We start from the raw sequence: 13,867 nt of genomic DNA, 5'->3' as shown, positions 1-13,867 counted from the left end.
CTGTGGCGGGAAAGGTGTTCGTGGATCAGGCGTTCACGGCTTCGAGCTCGGCTTCGATCGCGGCCGCGAGGCGCTCGCGCACCTCGGGGATGTCGATCTTCGCCAGGATCTCGTGGAAGAAGCCGCGCACCACGAGGCGGCGCGCCTGTCCCTCCGCGATTCCCCGCGACTGGAGGTAGAACAACTGCTCGTCGTCGAACCTTCCCGTCGCGCTGGCGTGGCCGGCGCCCTCGATCTCCCCGGTCTCGATCTCCAGGTTCGGCACCGAGTCGGCGCGCGCGCCCTCGGTGAGCACCAGGTTCCGGTTGAGCTCGTAGGTCTGCGTGCCCTCGGCCGCGGCCCTGATCAGCACGTCGCCGATCCACACGCCGTGCGCGCCGTCGCCCTGCAGCGCGCCCTTGTACATCACGTTGGACTTGCAGTTCGGCACCGCGTGGTCCACGAAGAGCCGGTGCTCCTGGTGCTGCCCCGCGTCGGCGAAGTACAGGCCGAGCATCTCCACGTCACCGCCGCGGTCGGCGAAGGTGGCCGTGGGGCTCACGCGCACCAGGTCACCGCCGAGGGTCACCACGATGTGCTTGAGCGTCGCGTCCTTGCCGAGCTTGAGGTGCTGCTCGGAGACGTGTACCGCGTCGTCGGCCCAGTCCTGCACGCTCACCACGGTGAGCTTCGCGCCGTCGCCGATGACGAACTCGACGTTGTCCGCGTAGGTGCCGGAACCGACGTGGTCGAGCACGATCGCGGCTTCGGCGAACTGCTCCGCCCGGACCTGCACGTGCCCGAACGCGGTCTTCCCCTCGCCCGGCCCGGTCAGCCTGACCACGGTCGGCGCGCTGGCCTTGGTCTCCTTCGGCACGGTCACCAGCGTGGCGTCGACGAACGACGAGAACGCCTGCGCGGCGATCCGGTCGCTCGGCACGCCCGCGGTACCGAGCCGCTCGTCGCCGCGCGGCACCGTTTCCACAGTGACCTCAGGCGCGGGCTCCGCCGCGACGGTGACCTCGCCGTCGGCGATGGCGCTGCCGTCGTGCAGGCCGCGCAGGCGCTTCATCGGCGTGAAGCGCCAGTTCTCCTCGCGACCGCCGGGAACCTCGAAGGCCTCGACGTCGTAGGAGGAAAACCGCTCCGCCCGGGAGGCTGCCGGAATGACAGCCTCCGCGGCCGCGGCGGTGTTGCTCGTGTTCGTGTCTGCTGGTGCCGTCATCTCAGCCGACGGATCCTTCCATCTGCAGTTCGATCAGGCGGTTCAGCTCGAGGGCGTACTCCATCGGCAGCTCGCGCGCGATGGGCTCGACGAAGCCGCGGACCACCATGGCCATCGCTTCTTCCTCGGTGAGACCGCGGGACATGAGGTAGAACAGCTGGTCCTCGCTGACCTTGGACACCGTGGCCTCGTGGCCCATCGACACGTCGTCGTTGCGGATGTCGACGTACGGGTAGGTGTCCGAGCGCGAGATGGTGTCGACCAGCAGCGCGTCGCACACGACGCTGGACCGCGAGTGGTGCGCCCGCTTCGCGACCTTCACCAGGCCGCGGTACGAGGTGCGGCCACCGCCGCGCGCCACCGACTTCGACACGATCGTCGAGGAGGTGTGCGGCGCCAGGTGCTCCATCTTCGCGCCGGCGTCCTGGTGCTGGCCCTCGCCAGCGAACGCGACCGAGAGGACCTCGCCCTTCGCGTGCTCGCCCATCAGGAACACCGACGGGTACTTCATGGTCACCTTGGAGCCGATGTTGCCGTCGACCCACTCCATGGTCGCGCCCTCTTCGCACTTGGCGCGCTTGGTGACCAGGTTGTAGACGTTGTTCGACCAGTTCTGGATCGTGGTGTAGCGGCAGCGGCCGCCCTTCTTCACGATGATCTCCACGACCGCCGAGTGCAGCGAGTCGGACTGGTAGATCGGCGCGGTGCAGCCCTCGACGTAGTGCACGTAGGCGTCTTCGTCGACGATGATCAGGGTCCGCTCGAACTGGCCCATGTTCTCGGTGTTGATGCGGAAGTAGGCCTGCAGCGGGATGTCCACGTGCACGCCCTTCGGCACGTAGATGAACGAGCCGCCGGACCACACCGCGGTGTTCAGCGCGGAGAACTTGTTGTCACCGGCCGGGATCACGGAGCCGAAGTGCTCCTGGAAGATCTCCGGGTGCTCCTTGAGCGCGGTGTCGGTGTCGAGGAACAGCACGCCCTGTGCCTCCAGGTCCTCGCGGATCTGGTGGTAGACGACCTCCGACTCGTACTGCGCGGCCACACCCGCGACGAGGCGCTGCTTCTCCGCCTCCGGGATGCCGAGCTTGTCGTAGGTGTTCTTGATGTCCTCGGGGAGTTCTTCCCAGCTCGTCGCCTGCTTCTCGGTCGAGCGCACGAAGTACTTGATGTTGTCGAAGTCGATCCCGGAGAGGTCGGCGCCCCAGTTCGGCATCGGCTTGCGGTCGAACAGCTTCAGCGCCTTCAGGCGCGTGTCGCGCATCCACTCCGGCTCGGACTTCTTGCTGGAGATGTCGACGACGACATCCTCGTTCAGCCCGCGGCGGGCGCTGGCGCCCGCGGTGTCGGAGTCGGCCCACCCGAACGCGTACTTGCCAAGAGAGTTGATGGTCTCTTCCTGGCTCATGGGCGTGGTGGTGGTGCGCTGCTCGGCAGCGGCAGTCATACGGGGTGCCCTCCATTCGCGGATACTGTCTCGTCCCCTTTTCGGGGGGTGTCCCCGCCGGGGGTGGCGTCCCCGGCGGATCGGTGCCCTTCGGGCGGGGTGTCCTCCGGCTGCCGTCCGGCCTCCGGAGTACCCGCCGGGGCGACGGGTACGTGCGTGGTGCACGCGGCGTCGCCGCGTGCGATCGTCGCCAGCCGCTGCACGTGCGTGCCGAGCAGCTTGGCGAACGCCTCGGTCTCGGCCTCGCACAGCTGCGGGAACTCCGCGGCGACGTGCGCGACCGGGCAGTGGTGCTGGCAGAGCTGCTCGCCCGCACCGACCTTGCGGGTCGACGCAGCGTAGCCTTCCCTGGTCAGCGCCGCGGCGAGGGCCTCGGCCCGCGCCGCCGGCTCCATGGCGCCGGTGACGGCGTCGGAGTGCGGCCCGACGAGCGAGGCCACCCGCCGCTCGGCGAACGCGCGGACCGCGTCCTCCCCCGCGTGCTCGGCGAGGAAGCGGATCGCGGACACCGCGAGGTCGTCGTAGGCGTGCCCGAACCGGGCGCGGCCGCTCTCGGTGAGCAGGAACAGCTTGGCGGGACGGCCACGACCGCGAGGCCCGCGCCGCGGCGCGTCCCTCGTCTCGGCCTCACCGTCGGCCACCAGTGCGTCGAGGTGGCGGCGGACGGCGGTCGGGCTGATCCCGAGCTGGTCCGCGACGACCACGGCGGTCATCGGGCCCTGCTCCAGCAGCAGCCGCGCGACCTCGTGCCGGGTGCGCCCATCCGCGTTGACCTGCGCCGGGACACCCGCGACCGCGGCACGGCGCGGCTCGCCGTCCGACGGGGTGAGGGCTCCGGTCTTTTTCACAACATAAGTGTGTCGTATTTACCCGCCGACGGCAAAGGCGGGGTCATCGGTGAGTGACCGGACTCACGGCGGCCGGGAGTCGCTACGCTCCGTTCGTGGCATTCGGCTGGCGGGCGGCGGGACGGGGGACGGCGGCGTCACCCGTCCGGCCGCCCGAGGCCGAACCGCTGCGGGACGCCGATATCCGCGGGCTGCACCTCGTCCGGCTGTTCGGCACGGTCGGCGCGCTGCTGCTCGCGTTCGGCTCGCTCGGCGCGGGCGCGGCGCCGGTCCTCAACCCGGTGCTCGAGATCCCGGTGCTGCGGGTGTTCGCGCGCATCCCGACCGTCGCGCTGGCGATCGCGTTCGCCGGGATCGGGATGATGGTCGTCGGCTGGCTCATGCTCGGCCGGTTCGCCAGCCCGGCGCGGGACAGGATCGCTTCGCGCGGCCAGTTCGACCGCACGGTCGCGATGTGGGCGATCCCGCTGCTGTTCATCCCGCCGCTGTTCTCCCGCGACGTCTACGCCTACCTCGCGCAGAGCGAGATCGTGCACCGCGGCATGGACCCGTACACGCTCGGGCCAGCCGACGCGCTCGGCGTCGGCGATCCGTTGACCGCCAACGTGTCCAACATGTGGCGCGAGACCTCGGCGCCGTACGGGCCGCTCTACCTCCGCCTCGGCGGCTGGCTGGCCGGGCTTTCCGGCAACCACATCGTGGTCGGCGTGCTGTTGCAGCGCCTGCTCGCGCTCGCGGGCGTCGCGCTCATCGTCTGGGCGCTGCCCCGGCTGGCCCGCCGCTTCGGCGTCCAGCCGTCCACCGCGCTGTGGCTCGGCGCCGCCAATCCGCTGGTGCTCTTCCACCTCGTCGCGGGCGCGCACAACGACGCGCTCGCGCTCGGGTTGATGATGGCGGGCCTCGAACTCGGCCTCCGGCGGCTGCCGGTCCGGATCAAGGGCGACGACCCGCCGCCGCTGGCGAAGGGGGAACTGCTCTTCATCGCACTCGGCGTGGCGGTGCTCACGCTCGGCGCGATGGTGAAGGTCAACGCGGTGTTCGCGCTGCCGTTCTTCACCGTGATGGTGGCCAGGCGCTGGCACGGCAGGCTGCGCGACCTGGTGCGCGCCGGGCTGCCGATGGCGCTCGTGTTCGCCGTCGTCACGGTGGCCGTGTGCCTCGGGTCCGGGCTCGGGTTCGGCTGGATCGCCAGGCTGAGCACGCCGGGCATGGTGTGGAGCTGGATCTCCCCGATCACCGAACTGTCCAATGTGGGCGGTGTGCTCGGCATCGCGCTCGGGCTCGGCAACCAGACGAACTCGCTGGTGTCGGTGATGACACTGGTCGGGTACGCGCTCGCCGCCGCGATCACGCTCAAGTTCCTCTGGGACAGCTTCAACTGGCGCTACCGCCCGATAATCGGGCTCGGCGTCTCGCTCGGGGCCGCCTCGGTGCTGCACGTCGCGATGCAGCCCTGGTACCTGCTGTGGGCGGTGATCCCGCTCGCCGCCGCCGCGGGCACCTCGCGGTTTCGGATCGCGGCCACCGTGATCAGCGTCATCCTGCCGTTCCTGACCCCGCCGACCGGCAGCACGTTCGCCGGGCGGCCGTTCGTGCTCGCCTTCGCCTACCTCTCCGCGGGCGTCGTCGTCGCGATCGCGCTGGTCATCGTGCGGAGGCAGGAACCGTCGCTGGTGCCGTGGCCGGTCAAGCGGCCGAAGCAGATGCCGGAGCACCTCGCCTGAGCCAACGCCGTATTCTCGGTTCTCGTGAGTTCAGCCGCCGTCGAAATCACCGGGCTGGTGAAGCGCTACGGGTCCGTCACCGCGGTCGACGGCCTCGACCTCGCGATGCCGCGCGGCACGGTGCTCGCCCTGCTCGGGCCGAACGGCGCGGGCAAGACGACCACCGTCGAGATCTGCGAAGGGTTCCTGCGCCCCGACTCGGGTTCCGTGCGCGTGCTCGGGCTCGACCCGGTCCGCGACGGGAAGCGGCTCCGCCCGCGTATCGGCGTGATGCCGCAGGGCGGCGGCGCGTACCCCGGCGTCCGCGCCGACGAGATGCTCCGGCTCGTCGCCTCGTGCGCGGCGAGCCCGCTCGATCCCGCGTGGCTGCTCGAAACCCTCGGCCTCTCCTCGGCGCGCCGCACCCCGTTCAAACGGCTCTCCGGCGGGCAGCAGCAACGGCTTTCGCTCGCGTGCGCGCTCGTCGGCCGCCCGGAGCTGGTGTTCCTCGACGAGCCGACGGCTGGCATGGACCCGCAGGCGCGGCGCCTCGTGTGGGACCTGCTCGGCGCGCTGCGTTCCGACGGGGTCAGCGTGCTGCTCACCACGCATCTCATGGAGGAAGCCGAAGCGCTCGCGGACGACGTGGTGATCGTGGACGGCGGCAAGGTGATCGCGAACGGCGCTCCGAGCGCGCTGACCGCCGAGAACGACGAAACCGCGCAACTGCGCTTCAAGGCGAAGGTCGGGCTGGACACCGCACTGCTCGCGGCCGCGCTGCCGGAGGGCTACCGCGTGCAGGAAGCCGCGCCGGGCGCGTACCGGGTCGAAGGCGCCGTCGACCCGCAGGTGGTGTCGGCGGTGACCGCGTGGTGCGCGCAGCAGGGCGTGCTCGCCGAGGAGCTGCACGTCGGAAGGCGCGGTCTCGAAGAGGTCTTCCTCGACCTGACCGGACGGGAGCTTCGCGCATGAGCCAGTTCGCCGCGGGCACTTTCACTCCCGCTCCCGGGCGCGGGAAGCTGCCCAAGATGCTGCTGACGCACGCGAGGGTCGAAGCGAGCCTGACCCTGCGCCACGGCGAGCAGACGCTGCTGACCCTGCTCATCCCGCTGGCCCTGCTGGTCGGGCTGAGCCTGCTGAACATCCTGCCCACCGGCGACATCGGCGCACTGTCCAGAGTGGACTGGGTGACGCCGAGGATCCTCGCGCTCGCGGTGATGTCCTCGGCGTTCACCGGCCAGGCCATCGCGCTCGGCTTCGACCGCCGTTACGGTGTGCTGAAACGACTTTCGGCGACCGCGCTCCCCCGCTGGCTGCTCGTCGCCGGGCGGCTCGCCGCGGCGCTCGTGGTGGTCGCGCTGCAGACGGTCGTGCTGGGCGTGGTCGCGGCGTTCCTCGGCTGGACGCCGTCGGGTGGCGGCATCGTCGCCGCCGTGGTGCTGCTGATCGTGGGCACGCTCGCGTTCGGCGCGCTCGGGGTGCTGCTCGGCGGTTCCCTGCGCGCCGAAGCCGTGCTGGCACTGGCGAACATCGTGTGGTTCGTGCTGCTGCTGGCGGGCGGGATCCTGCTGGCACCGGCCACGTTGCCCAGTGGTCTCGCGGCGGTCGTCGAACTGCTGCCGTCCGGCGCGCTCGCGGAGGGGTTACGGGCGGCGCTCGTCGACGGATCGTTCGCGTGGGGCCCTGTCGGCGTGCTCCTCGGCTGGGCCGTCGTCGCGGGCGGGCTCGCGTCGAAGACGACCCGCCTCACCTGAGAAAAGCCCGCCGCCATACCATCGAACGGTGCAATTCAGCTCGCTGATCGGCCGCCTGCCCTACCCGTCGCGCACGGTGCAGCGGACAGTCGCCGTCGCCGCCGTGATCGCGCAGGCGGGGATCGGCGTGACCGGATCGGTCGTGCGCGTCACCGGATCGGGGCTCGGCTGCCCCACCTGGCCCGAATGCGTCAAGGGCAGCATGATCCCGGTCGACCACCCCGAGTACCAGGCGCTGAACCAGTGGATCGAGTTCAGCAACCGGATGCTGACCGGCGTGGTGATCGCGGTCGCCGCGCTGTGCCTGATCACCGCGTGGCGCGTCGCGCACGAGCACCCCGAGCGGAAGCGGCTGGTGAAGCTCGCGTGGACGATGCCGGGCGGCGTCGTGCTGCAGGCCGTCGTCGGCGGGATCACCGTGCTGGCCAAGCTGGAGTGGTGGACGGTCGCGATCCACTTCCTGGCTTCGACGCCGCTGATCTGGCTCGCCGTGCTGCTGCTGCGCGAGTTCGCGTCCGACGGTCAGCCGGTGCGCTGGCGCGACGGCGACACCGGGCGCACGTTCCTGGTGGTGCTGATCGCCTCGATGTGGGCGGTGCTGATCGCCGGGACCGTGGTGACCGGCGCGGGCCCGCACGGCGGTGACCCGAAGACGCACCGCCTCGACGCGCCCGTGGACACCCTCGCCACCGTGCACGGCGGACTGCTCGTCTGCTACCTGATCGTGCTCGCCTGCTACGGCCTCTACCTCTTCCGCGCCGGTGCGACGCCGAAGCTGTGGCGCGCCTACGCCGCCGTGTGGATCGTCGCGCTCGCCCAGGGCGCGCTCGGATCCGTCCAGTACGGGCTCGGCGTGCCGGAGGCGCTCGTCTCGCTGCACGTGCTCGGCTCCGCGCTCGTCCTCATCGCCACCGCGAACCTGTGGTGCACCGCGCGGGACCAGCACCGGCTCGAGTCTTCTTCGGACAGTGAGCACGAGCTGACGCCGGCGGGCTGAGGTCCGTTCACCACGACGTCACACCGCGGTCAGCCCGCCTGGTTACGCTCCCTGCGCCGAACGTCCGATTCGCCCTTCCACGCGCAATGAGGTCGGCCATGACCAAACCGTTGATCTCGGGCCACCGCTCGACCGGGCAGATGATCGTCCTCAAGACCTTCCTGCTGGTGCCGTTCGCGGCGCTGCTCGCCGCGCTGCCGCTGGCGTGGGGCTGGGGCGTGTCCTGGCTCGACCTCGCGCTCGCGGCGGTGTTCTACACGGTCGCGACGCTGGGCGTGACCGTCGGGTACCACCGCTACTTCACCCACGGCGCCTTCAAGACGGGCCGGGGGCTCCGCGTCGCGCTCGCCATCGCGGGCAGCATGGCCGTGCAGGGCTCGGTGATCTTCTGGGTCGCGAGCCACCGCAGGCACCACGCGTTCGCCGACCGCGAGGGCGATCCGCATTCCCCGTGGCTCTTCGGCACCTCCCCCGCCGCGATGCTGCGCGGGTTCTGGCACTCGCACATGGGCTGGATGTTCCGCCGCGAAGTGACCAACTACGAACGGTTCGCGCCCGATCTGCTCGCCGACGAGGACCTCCGGGTGGTCAACCGGTACTTCTGGCTGTGGATCGTGCTCAGCCTCGCGCTGCCCGCGGCGCTCGGCGGGCTGCTGAGCTGGTCGTGGCAGGGCGCGCTCACCGCGTTCTTCTGGGCTGGCCTGGTCAGGATCGCGTTCCTGCACCACGTGACCTGGTCGGTGAACTCGATCTGCCACCTCGTCGGCGAGCGGCCGTTCGCGAGCAGGGACCGCGCGGCGAACTTCTGGCCGCTGGCGATCCTGTCCATGGGCGAATCGTGGCACAACTCGCACCACGCCGACCCGACCTGCGCGCGCCACGGCGTGCTGCGCGGGCAGGTCGACGTCTCGGCGCGGTTGATCTGGATCTTCGAACGGCTCGGGCTGGCGAAGAACGTGCGCTGGCCGAAACCCGAGCGCTTCGCCGCGAAACGCTTGTCCTAAAACAACTTCAGCGCATCTCCCCCGCGCCCGCGTACCGGTTCGCGCTGCGCAGTGCCGCGCCCTCGGCGAACCGGCCGAACCGGAAGTCCGCCGCGTCGACGGCGGGATCACCGCTGACCCCGTCGACGAGCAGGTCCGCGCTGAGCCTGCCGACGGCGGGCGCCAGCTTGAACCCGTGCCCGCTGAACCCGACGGCGAGGAAGAGACCCGGCACGCCGGACGGCCCGATCACCGGGTTGTAGTCGGGAGTGACGTCGTAGCAACCGGCGTACGTGGTCACCACGCCGGGATCCGGCCAGCCGGGGAAGCGGTGCGCGAGCTTTTCCACGGCGGTCTCGACGAACGAGCCGTCCGCGCGCTGCCGGTACCGGTCCGGGTCGACGTACTCGGGCACGGCGTGATCGCTGTTGCCGACGAGCACGTCGCCCGACGGTTCCCGGCGGAAGTACTGCAGGCTCACCAGATCCGACACGACGGGCGCCTGCCCGACCTCGGCGCCGGAGTCGACGAGCACGATCTGCGCGCGCTGGGCGCGCACGGGCAGATCCACCCCGAGCGGCGCGGCGAGCGGAACCGACCACGGTCCGTTGGCCAGTACCACCGTGCCCGCGGAAATCCGTTCCCCCGCACCGGTTTCGACGCCGATCGCCCTGCCGCCGGTGCCCTTCATCAACCGCCGCACCGGCGTGTGCTGCCTGATCCGCACCCCGCGGTGCCGTGCCGCCGCGGCGAAGGCCATTCCGGTCAGGTACGCGTCCCCGCTGCCGCCGCGGGGCTCGTAGGCGAAGGCCCGGAAGTCGTCGACGCGCATCGCGGGCCACCAGTCGCGAACCCGGTCGGGCGTGATTTCGTCGACCTCGACGCCGACCGACCGCTGGATCGCGATATTGGCCCGCAGGGCGGAAAGGTTCTCCTCGCCGACCCCGACGGCATATCCCACGCGCCGGAACCCCACGTCGGTACCGAGCAGTTCTTCGGCGTGCTCGAACACTCCGACCCCGTACCAGGCCATCGCCGCCAGCGACGCGACGCCGTAGTGGCAGCGGACGATGCTGCTGGACTTCGCGGTGCCGCCGGAGCACAGCGTCGAGCGTTCGAGCACCACGACGTCGCGCACGCCGCGTTCGGCGAGCGCCCAGGCGATCGCGAGCCCTTCGAGGCCGCCGCCGACGATCACGACATCCACGTTCTCCACACCGTGCTCCATCTCGTCAGCTCCAGGGGAACGGGGAGCTGCTCACCGGGTGCAGGCGGCCCTCGGCGAACCGGGACAGCCGGAACGGTTCGAGAAGTGCTTGCGGCGCACCGAGGATCTCCTTCGCGACCAGTTCGCCGACGCCGATCATCTTGTACCCGTGGTTCGAGTCGGCGATGACCGAGACGTTCTCCCCGACCGTGTCGAACACCGGGAAGCTGTCCGGGGTGAAGCAGCCGAGCCCGCCGGACGGCTCCCTGGACAGCAGGTGCGCCGTCCCTTCGAACCGGCCGAGGCAGTGCGCCAGCGCCGCCGTCCACGTCCTCGCGAACGCCTCCCCCACGACGAACTCGGGACTCGCCGGGCCGTACGGGTCGACGGCCACCTCGTCGTACGGCCGGTCGACCCGGTTCGGCGCGGTTCCTCCTTGCACGCCACCGAAGTTCGCGTCCGGCTTGAAGTAAACGCCCCACAGGGAATCCGTGACCAGTTCACCGCGCTCGTCGTACAGCGGCACGTCGCTGTCCACGTGGATCACCGGCGGCGCGGCGCCGCCGGCGTCGGCGAGGAACTCCGGCTCCACCTTGAGCGTGCCCTCCTGCAACGCCCAGTAAGTCCACATCGGACTGTCGAACACCGCGCCGCGGTCGAGCGGAATCCCGACTCGGTCCGGCTGGCCGAGCATGCGCCACACCTCGCGGATCCACGGCCCGGCGGCGACGACCACGTGCTCGCACCGGATCTCTCCGGCGTCGGTCCTGACCGCGGTCACCGCGCCGCCGGTGCGCCGCATCCCCCTGACCCGCACGCCTTCGACGATCCGGACGCCCTCCGCGCGCGCCATGCGGGCGAGCCCGCGCACCGACGCCATGTTGTTCGCGTACCCACCCCGCTTCTCGTGCAGGACGTTCGTGACCCCCTCGGCGCGCCAATCCGGGAACAGCGCCCGCAAATAGCGCCGGGTCGCGGCGGCACCGTCGACGAACACCGACTCGTAGCCGATCGCGCGCTGTTGTTCGTGGATTCCCGCCACGTCCCCGGCCATGCGCTCCGGCGAGATCTGCAAATAGCCGACGGGGTGGTACGATAGCTCGTCGGCGTGCTCTTCCCAGACCCGCACGGAATGCGCCATCAGCTCGCGCATCGCGGGCTGGAAGTAGTTGTTGCGCACCACGCCGCAGGCGATACCGGAAGCGCCCGCCCCGACCGCGGTCTTGTCGAGCACGACGATATCGGGTGTGCGGCCGAGCTTCCTGGTCTGCTTCGCGAGGTGCCACGCGGTGGAAAGGCCGTGCACCCCCGCGCCGACGACGACGCAGGTCGCCGACTCCGGAATCTGGCTCGTGCGGTCGTCGCCGGTCATGGCGGGGTCCCTTCGGGATCGGGGTTCACAGGTCGAGTGCCAGGTTCGAGGTGCGGGCGCGGCTGACGCAGATCATCATGCAGTCCCCGCGCGCACGGTCCTCTTCGGACAGTACGGTGTCGCGGTGATCGGGCACGCCGTCGAGCACACCGGCCTCGCAGGTGCCGCAGTACCCTTCCTCGCACGACGAAGCGACGCGCGGCAGCACTTCTCTGACCGCGCTGAGCACGCTGCGGCCCGGCAGCACGGTGACCCGCTTGCCGGATCGGCGCAGCTCGACCTCGATCGGCCGGTCCGCGTCCTCCCGTGGTGGTTCCGGCGTGCCGGGCCGGAAGCGTTCGACCCGCAACGAGCCGAGCAGGCCGAGGCGGTCGCAGTGCCGTTCGACGGCGTCCAGCAGCGGCGGCGGGCCGCAGCAGTACACCGCGGTCGACGGCGCGGCCGCGGCAAGACGCGAACCGAGATCGGGCAGGCCAAGCTCGTCCTGCGGCACGAGTGTCAGCCGCGGCCCGCCGAGCGCGCGCACCTCTTCGGTGAACGCCATCGTCCGCCGCGACCGGCCGCCGTACACCAGCTCCCACCGCGCGTCGCCCCCGGCGACCGCCCTGAGCATCGGCAGGATCGGGGTGATCCCGATGCCACCGGCGATGAACAGGTAGTCCGCCGCGGAGCGCAGCGGGAAGTGGTTGCGGGGACCGCGAAAACCCAGCCGCGCGCCCGGCACTGCTGTGCGGTGCAGTTCACGGGAACCGCCCCGGCCGCCCGGTTCGTCGAGCACCGCGATCCGGTAGACGTCCCGGTCGCCGGGGTCGCCGCACAGCGAGTACTCCCGCACCAGGCCGGAGCCGAGTACGACGCTGATGTGCGCGCCCGGCTCCCACCGCGGCAACGGGCCACCGTCCGGCGCGGCCAGTTCGAGCGACAGCACCCCGTCGGCGACCAGCTCCGCGCGGCGGACCACCGCTTCGCCGTCCACCCCTTGAAGGCAGGTCGCGGGCATCGTGGAAGTTCGCATCGGCTCAGTCCTTTTCGGACTGGCGGAACCACCATCGGTGGAAGTCCGCGATGGAGTTCTCGGTGACCGGGGACAGCGGCCCCGGCAGGTAGCCGCGGGAGGAGATACCGGCGAAGTTCCGCTCGCACAGCTCCCAGTCCTGTTCGGAGGTTTCCTTCCAGACCGCCACCACGTCCTCGGTGCGGTAGTCGACGCCGTCGACCGCGCCACCGCGGACCAGGAACGCCAGATCGACATCCGTGGTACCGGCGTCGACCGGGGTCAACCGGGTCGTCACCGCGTAATCGGCGTTCACGTGGCTCCACGAATTCGGAAGCGTGACGACGCGGACACTCCCCGCACGCGGTCTCGTCAGCCTGCCCAGCAAGGGCGCCACGAGGCCGCCGGACAGGCTTTCGGTTTCGAAACCGTCGCGCAGCGGCAGTCGCGCGACCCGGTAGAAAGCACCGCCCGGAAAACTGACCTGCTTTTCCGACAACCCCTGCGCACGCCATTCGGCACGTTGTCTCGCGAATTCCGCTTCGTATTCGGGATCGACCCTGCCGTCCCCGTTCACCCCGAGCTCGTAATTCGAAAGGCAGAATTCGGGGTGATTCGGGCGGCAGTGGTAGCATTCGCGGTTGTTTTCCACCAGCGTCTTCCAGTTGGCCGCCACCCGGTACCGGAATCGCGCGATCACCTCGGCCGTACCGAGTTCGTACGGGCCGAGCTGATCGGCGATCGCCGCGGCCGCGCCGTCGAACGGCGGCGGTTGTTCCGCGAAGCAGACGAACACCAGCCCGGCCACCTCGCGCACGGGCACCGGGCGCAGCCCCAGCTCGGCACCGCACCGTTCGCGGAACCCCTCGCCCATGTCGCCCGCGGCCCGCAGGGCGCCGTCCAGGCCATAGGTCCAGGAGTGGTACCCGCAGACGAGCGTCCTCGCCCGCCCGCCCCCGTCGTCGAGCAGGCGCGAGCCCCGGTGGCGGCACACGTTGTGGTGCGCGTGCAGCACGGAGTCCCCGGTCCGGGTGAGCACGACCGACTCGCCGCCGACGCTCCACGTCGTGTACGACCCCGGCGGTACCTCCGCCGAAGCCGACACGAACAACCAGGTGCGCAGGAACACGCGTTCGATATCGGAGGCGAACACGTCCGCATCCGTGTAGGCGGCCCTCGGCAGCGAATAACCCGGCCGGTGCCGCACACCGACCACATCGGAAACAATGCCCCCGGCATCGGTATTGACTGCGGTCATGAAACCCGTCCCAAACCCTCGGCGTGCTGGCACGATTCATTGTGCGGGCAGAGCAGGCCACCGCATCGGATACGGCATTGCGAAAAAGCGGTCGTTCCAT

12 protein-coding genes are annotated in these 13,867 nt (G+C 70.6%); 5 read left to right on the top strand and 7 right to left on the bottom strand.

Annotated features, from left to right (window positions below; translation table 11 throughout):
• Positions 1 to 25 precede the first annotated feature (25 nt).
• From sufD to HUW46_RS39565, 3 genes are read right to left on the bottom strand one after another with little or no spacing between them, the layout of a single operon-like run.
• Entirely contained in the window at positions 26 to 1,204 is a 1,179-nt protein-coding gene (sufD, locus tag HUW46_RS39575) for a Fe-S cluster assembly protein SufD (protein WP_215543803.1), read from the bottom strand.
• Position 1,205: 1 nt separating this feature from the next.
• The gene (sufB, locus tag HUW46_RS39570; RefSeq protein WP_215543802.1) at positions 1,206 to 2,651 is read right to left on the bottom strand and encodes a Fe-S cluster assembly protein SufB; all 1,446 of its coding nucleotides are present in this window, start codon (positions 2,649 to 2,651) and stop codon (positions 1,206 to 1,208) included.
• Complete coding sequence (locus tag HUW46_RS39565) at positions 2,648 to 3,499, bottom strand: helix-turn-helix transcriptional regulator (protein ID WP_254125394.1); 852 nt, start codon at positions 3,497 to 3,499, stop codon at positions 2,648 to 2,650. Before HUW46_RS39565 ends, sufB begins: the two co-directional genes overlap by 4 nt.
• Positions 3,500 to 3,594: 95 nt before the next feature.
• Here HUW46_RS39565 and mptB point away from each other — a divergent pair, with 95 nt between their 5' ends.
• The 5 genes from mptB (at position 3,595) to HUW46_RS39540 (ending at position 8,957) form a co-directional block, all read left to right on the top strand.
• Entirely contained in the window at positions 3,595 to 5,223 is a 1,629-nt protein-coding gene (gene mptB / locus HUW46_RS39560) for a polyprenol phosphomannose-dependent alpha 1,6 mannosyltransferase MptB (protein ID WP_215543801.1), read from the top strand.
• 24 nt (positions 5,224 to 5,247) lie between these two features.
• Positions 5,248 to 6,174 (top strand): ABC transporter ATP-binding protein, encoded by a 927-nt coding sequence (locus tag HUW46_RS39555; protein WP_215543800.1) that lies wholly within the window; start codon positions 5,248 to 5,250, stop codon positions 6,172 to 6,174.
• A complete protein-coding gene (locus HUW46_RS39550) occupies positions 6,171 to 6,956 on the top strand; it encodes an ABC transporter permease (RefSeq protein WP_215543799.1) in 786 nt (261 codons plus the stop codon). The genes HUW46_RS39555 and HUW46_RS39550 overlap by 4 nt, the downstream gene beginning before the upstream one ends.
• A gap of 28 nt (positions 6,957 to 6,984) precedes the next feature.
• Positions 6,985 to 7,953, top strand: coding sequence for a COX15/CtaA family protein (locus tag HUW46_RS39545; protein ID WP_215543798.1), 969 nt, complete (start codon positions 6,985 to 6,987; stop codon positions 7,951 to 7,953).
• Between the two features lie 98 nt (positions 7,954 to 8,051).
• Positions 8,052 to 8,957: an acyl-CoA desaturase gene (locus HUW46_RS39540; RefSeq protein ID WP_215543797.1), complete on the top strand. Its 906-nt coding sequence runs from the start codon at positions 8,052 to 8,054 to the stop codon at positions 8,955 to 8,957.
• Positions 8,958 to 8,964: 7 nt separating this feature from the next.
• Here the strand turns inward: HUW46_RS39540 and HUW46_RS39535 are convergent, their stop codons facing one another.
• Genes HUW46_RS39535 through HUW46_RS39520 form a run of 4 tightly spaced genes read right to left on the bottom strand, consistent with a single transcriptional unit; the run spans position 8,965 to position 13,767 of the window.
• Positions 8,965 to 10,152, bottom strand: coding sequence for an NAD(P)/FAD-dependent oxidoreductase (locus HUW46_RS39535; RefSeq protein ID WP_254125392.1), 1,188 nt, complete (start codon positions 10,150 to 10,152; stop codon positions 8,965 to 8,967).
• Between the two features lie 16 nt (positions 10,153 to 10,168).
• Positions 10,169 to 11,515: an NAD(P)/FAD-dependent oxidoreductase gene (locus HUW46_RS39530; RefSeq protein WP_215543795.1), complete on the bottom strand. Its 1,347-nt coding sequence runs from the start codon at positions 11,513 to 11,515 to the stop codon at positions 10,169 to 10,171.
• Between the two features lie 25 nt (positions 11,516 to 11,540).
• Positions 11,541 to 12,530 (bottom strand): PDR/VanB family oxidoreductase, encoded by a 990-nt coding sequence (locus HUW46_RS39525; RefSeq protein ID WP_254125390.1) that lies wholly within the window; start codon positions 12,528 to 12,530, stop codon positions 11,541 to 11,543.
• Between the two features lie 4 nt (positions 12,531 to 12,534).
• Entirely contained in the window at positions 12,535 to 13,767 is a 1,233-nt protein-coding gene (locus HUW46_RS39520; RefSeq protein WP_215543794.1) for an aromatic ring-hydroxylating oxygenase subunit alpha, read from the bottom strand.
• Positions 13,768 to 13,867: the final 100 nt, after the last annotated feature.

Source organism: Amycolatopsis sp. CA-230715 (genome assembly GCF_018736145.1).
In the GTDB taxonomy this organism is placed as follows: domain Bacteria; phylum Actinomycetota; class Actinomycetes; order Mycobacteriales; family Pseudonocardiaceae; genus Amycolatopsis.
This window is presented reverse-complemented; position numbering and strand designations above follow the sequence as displayed.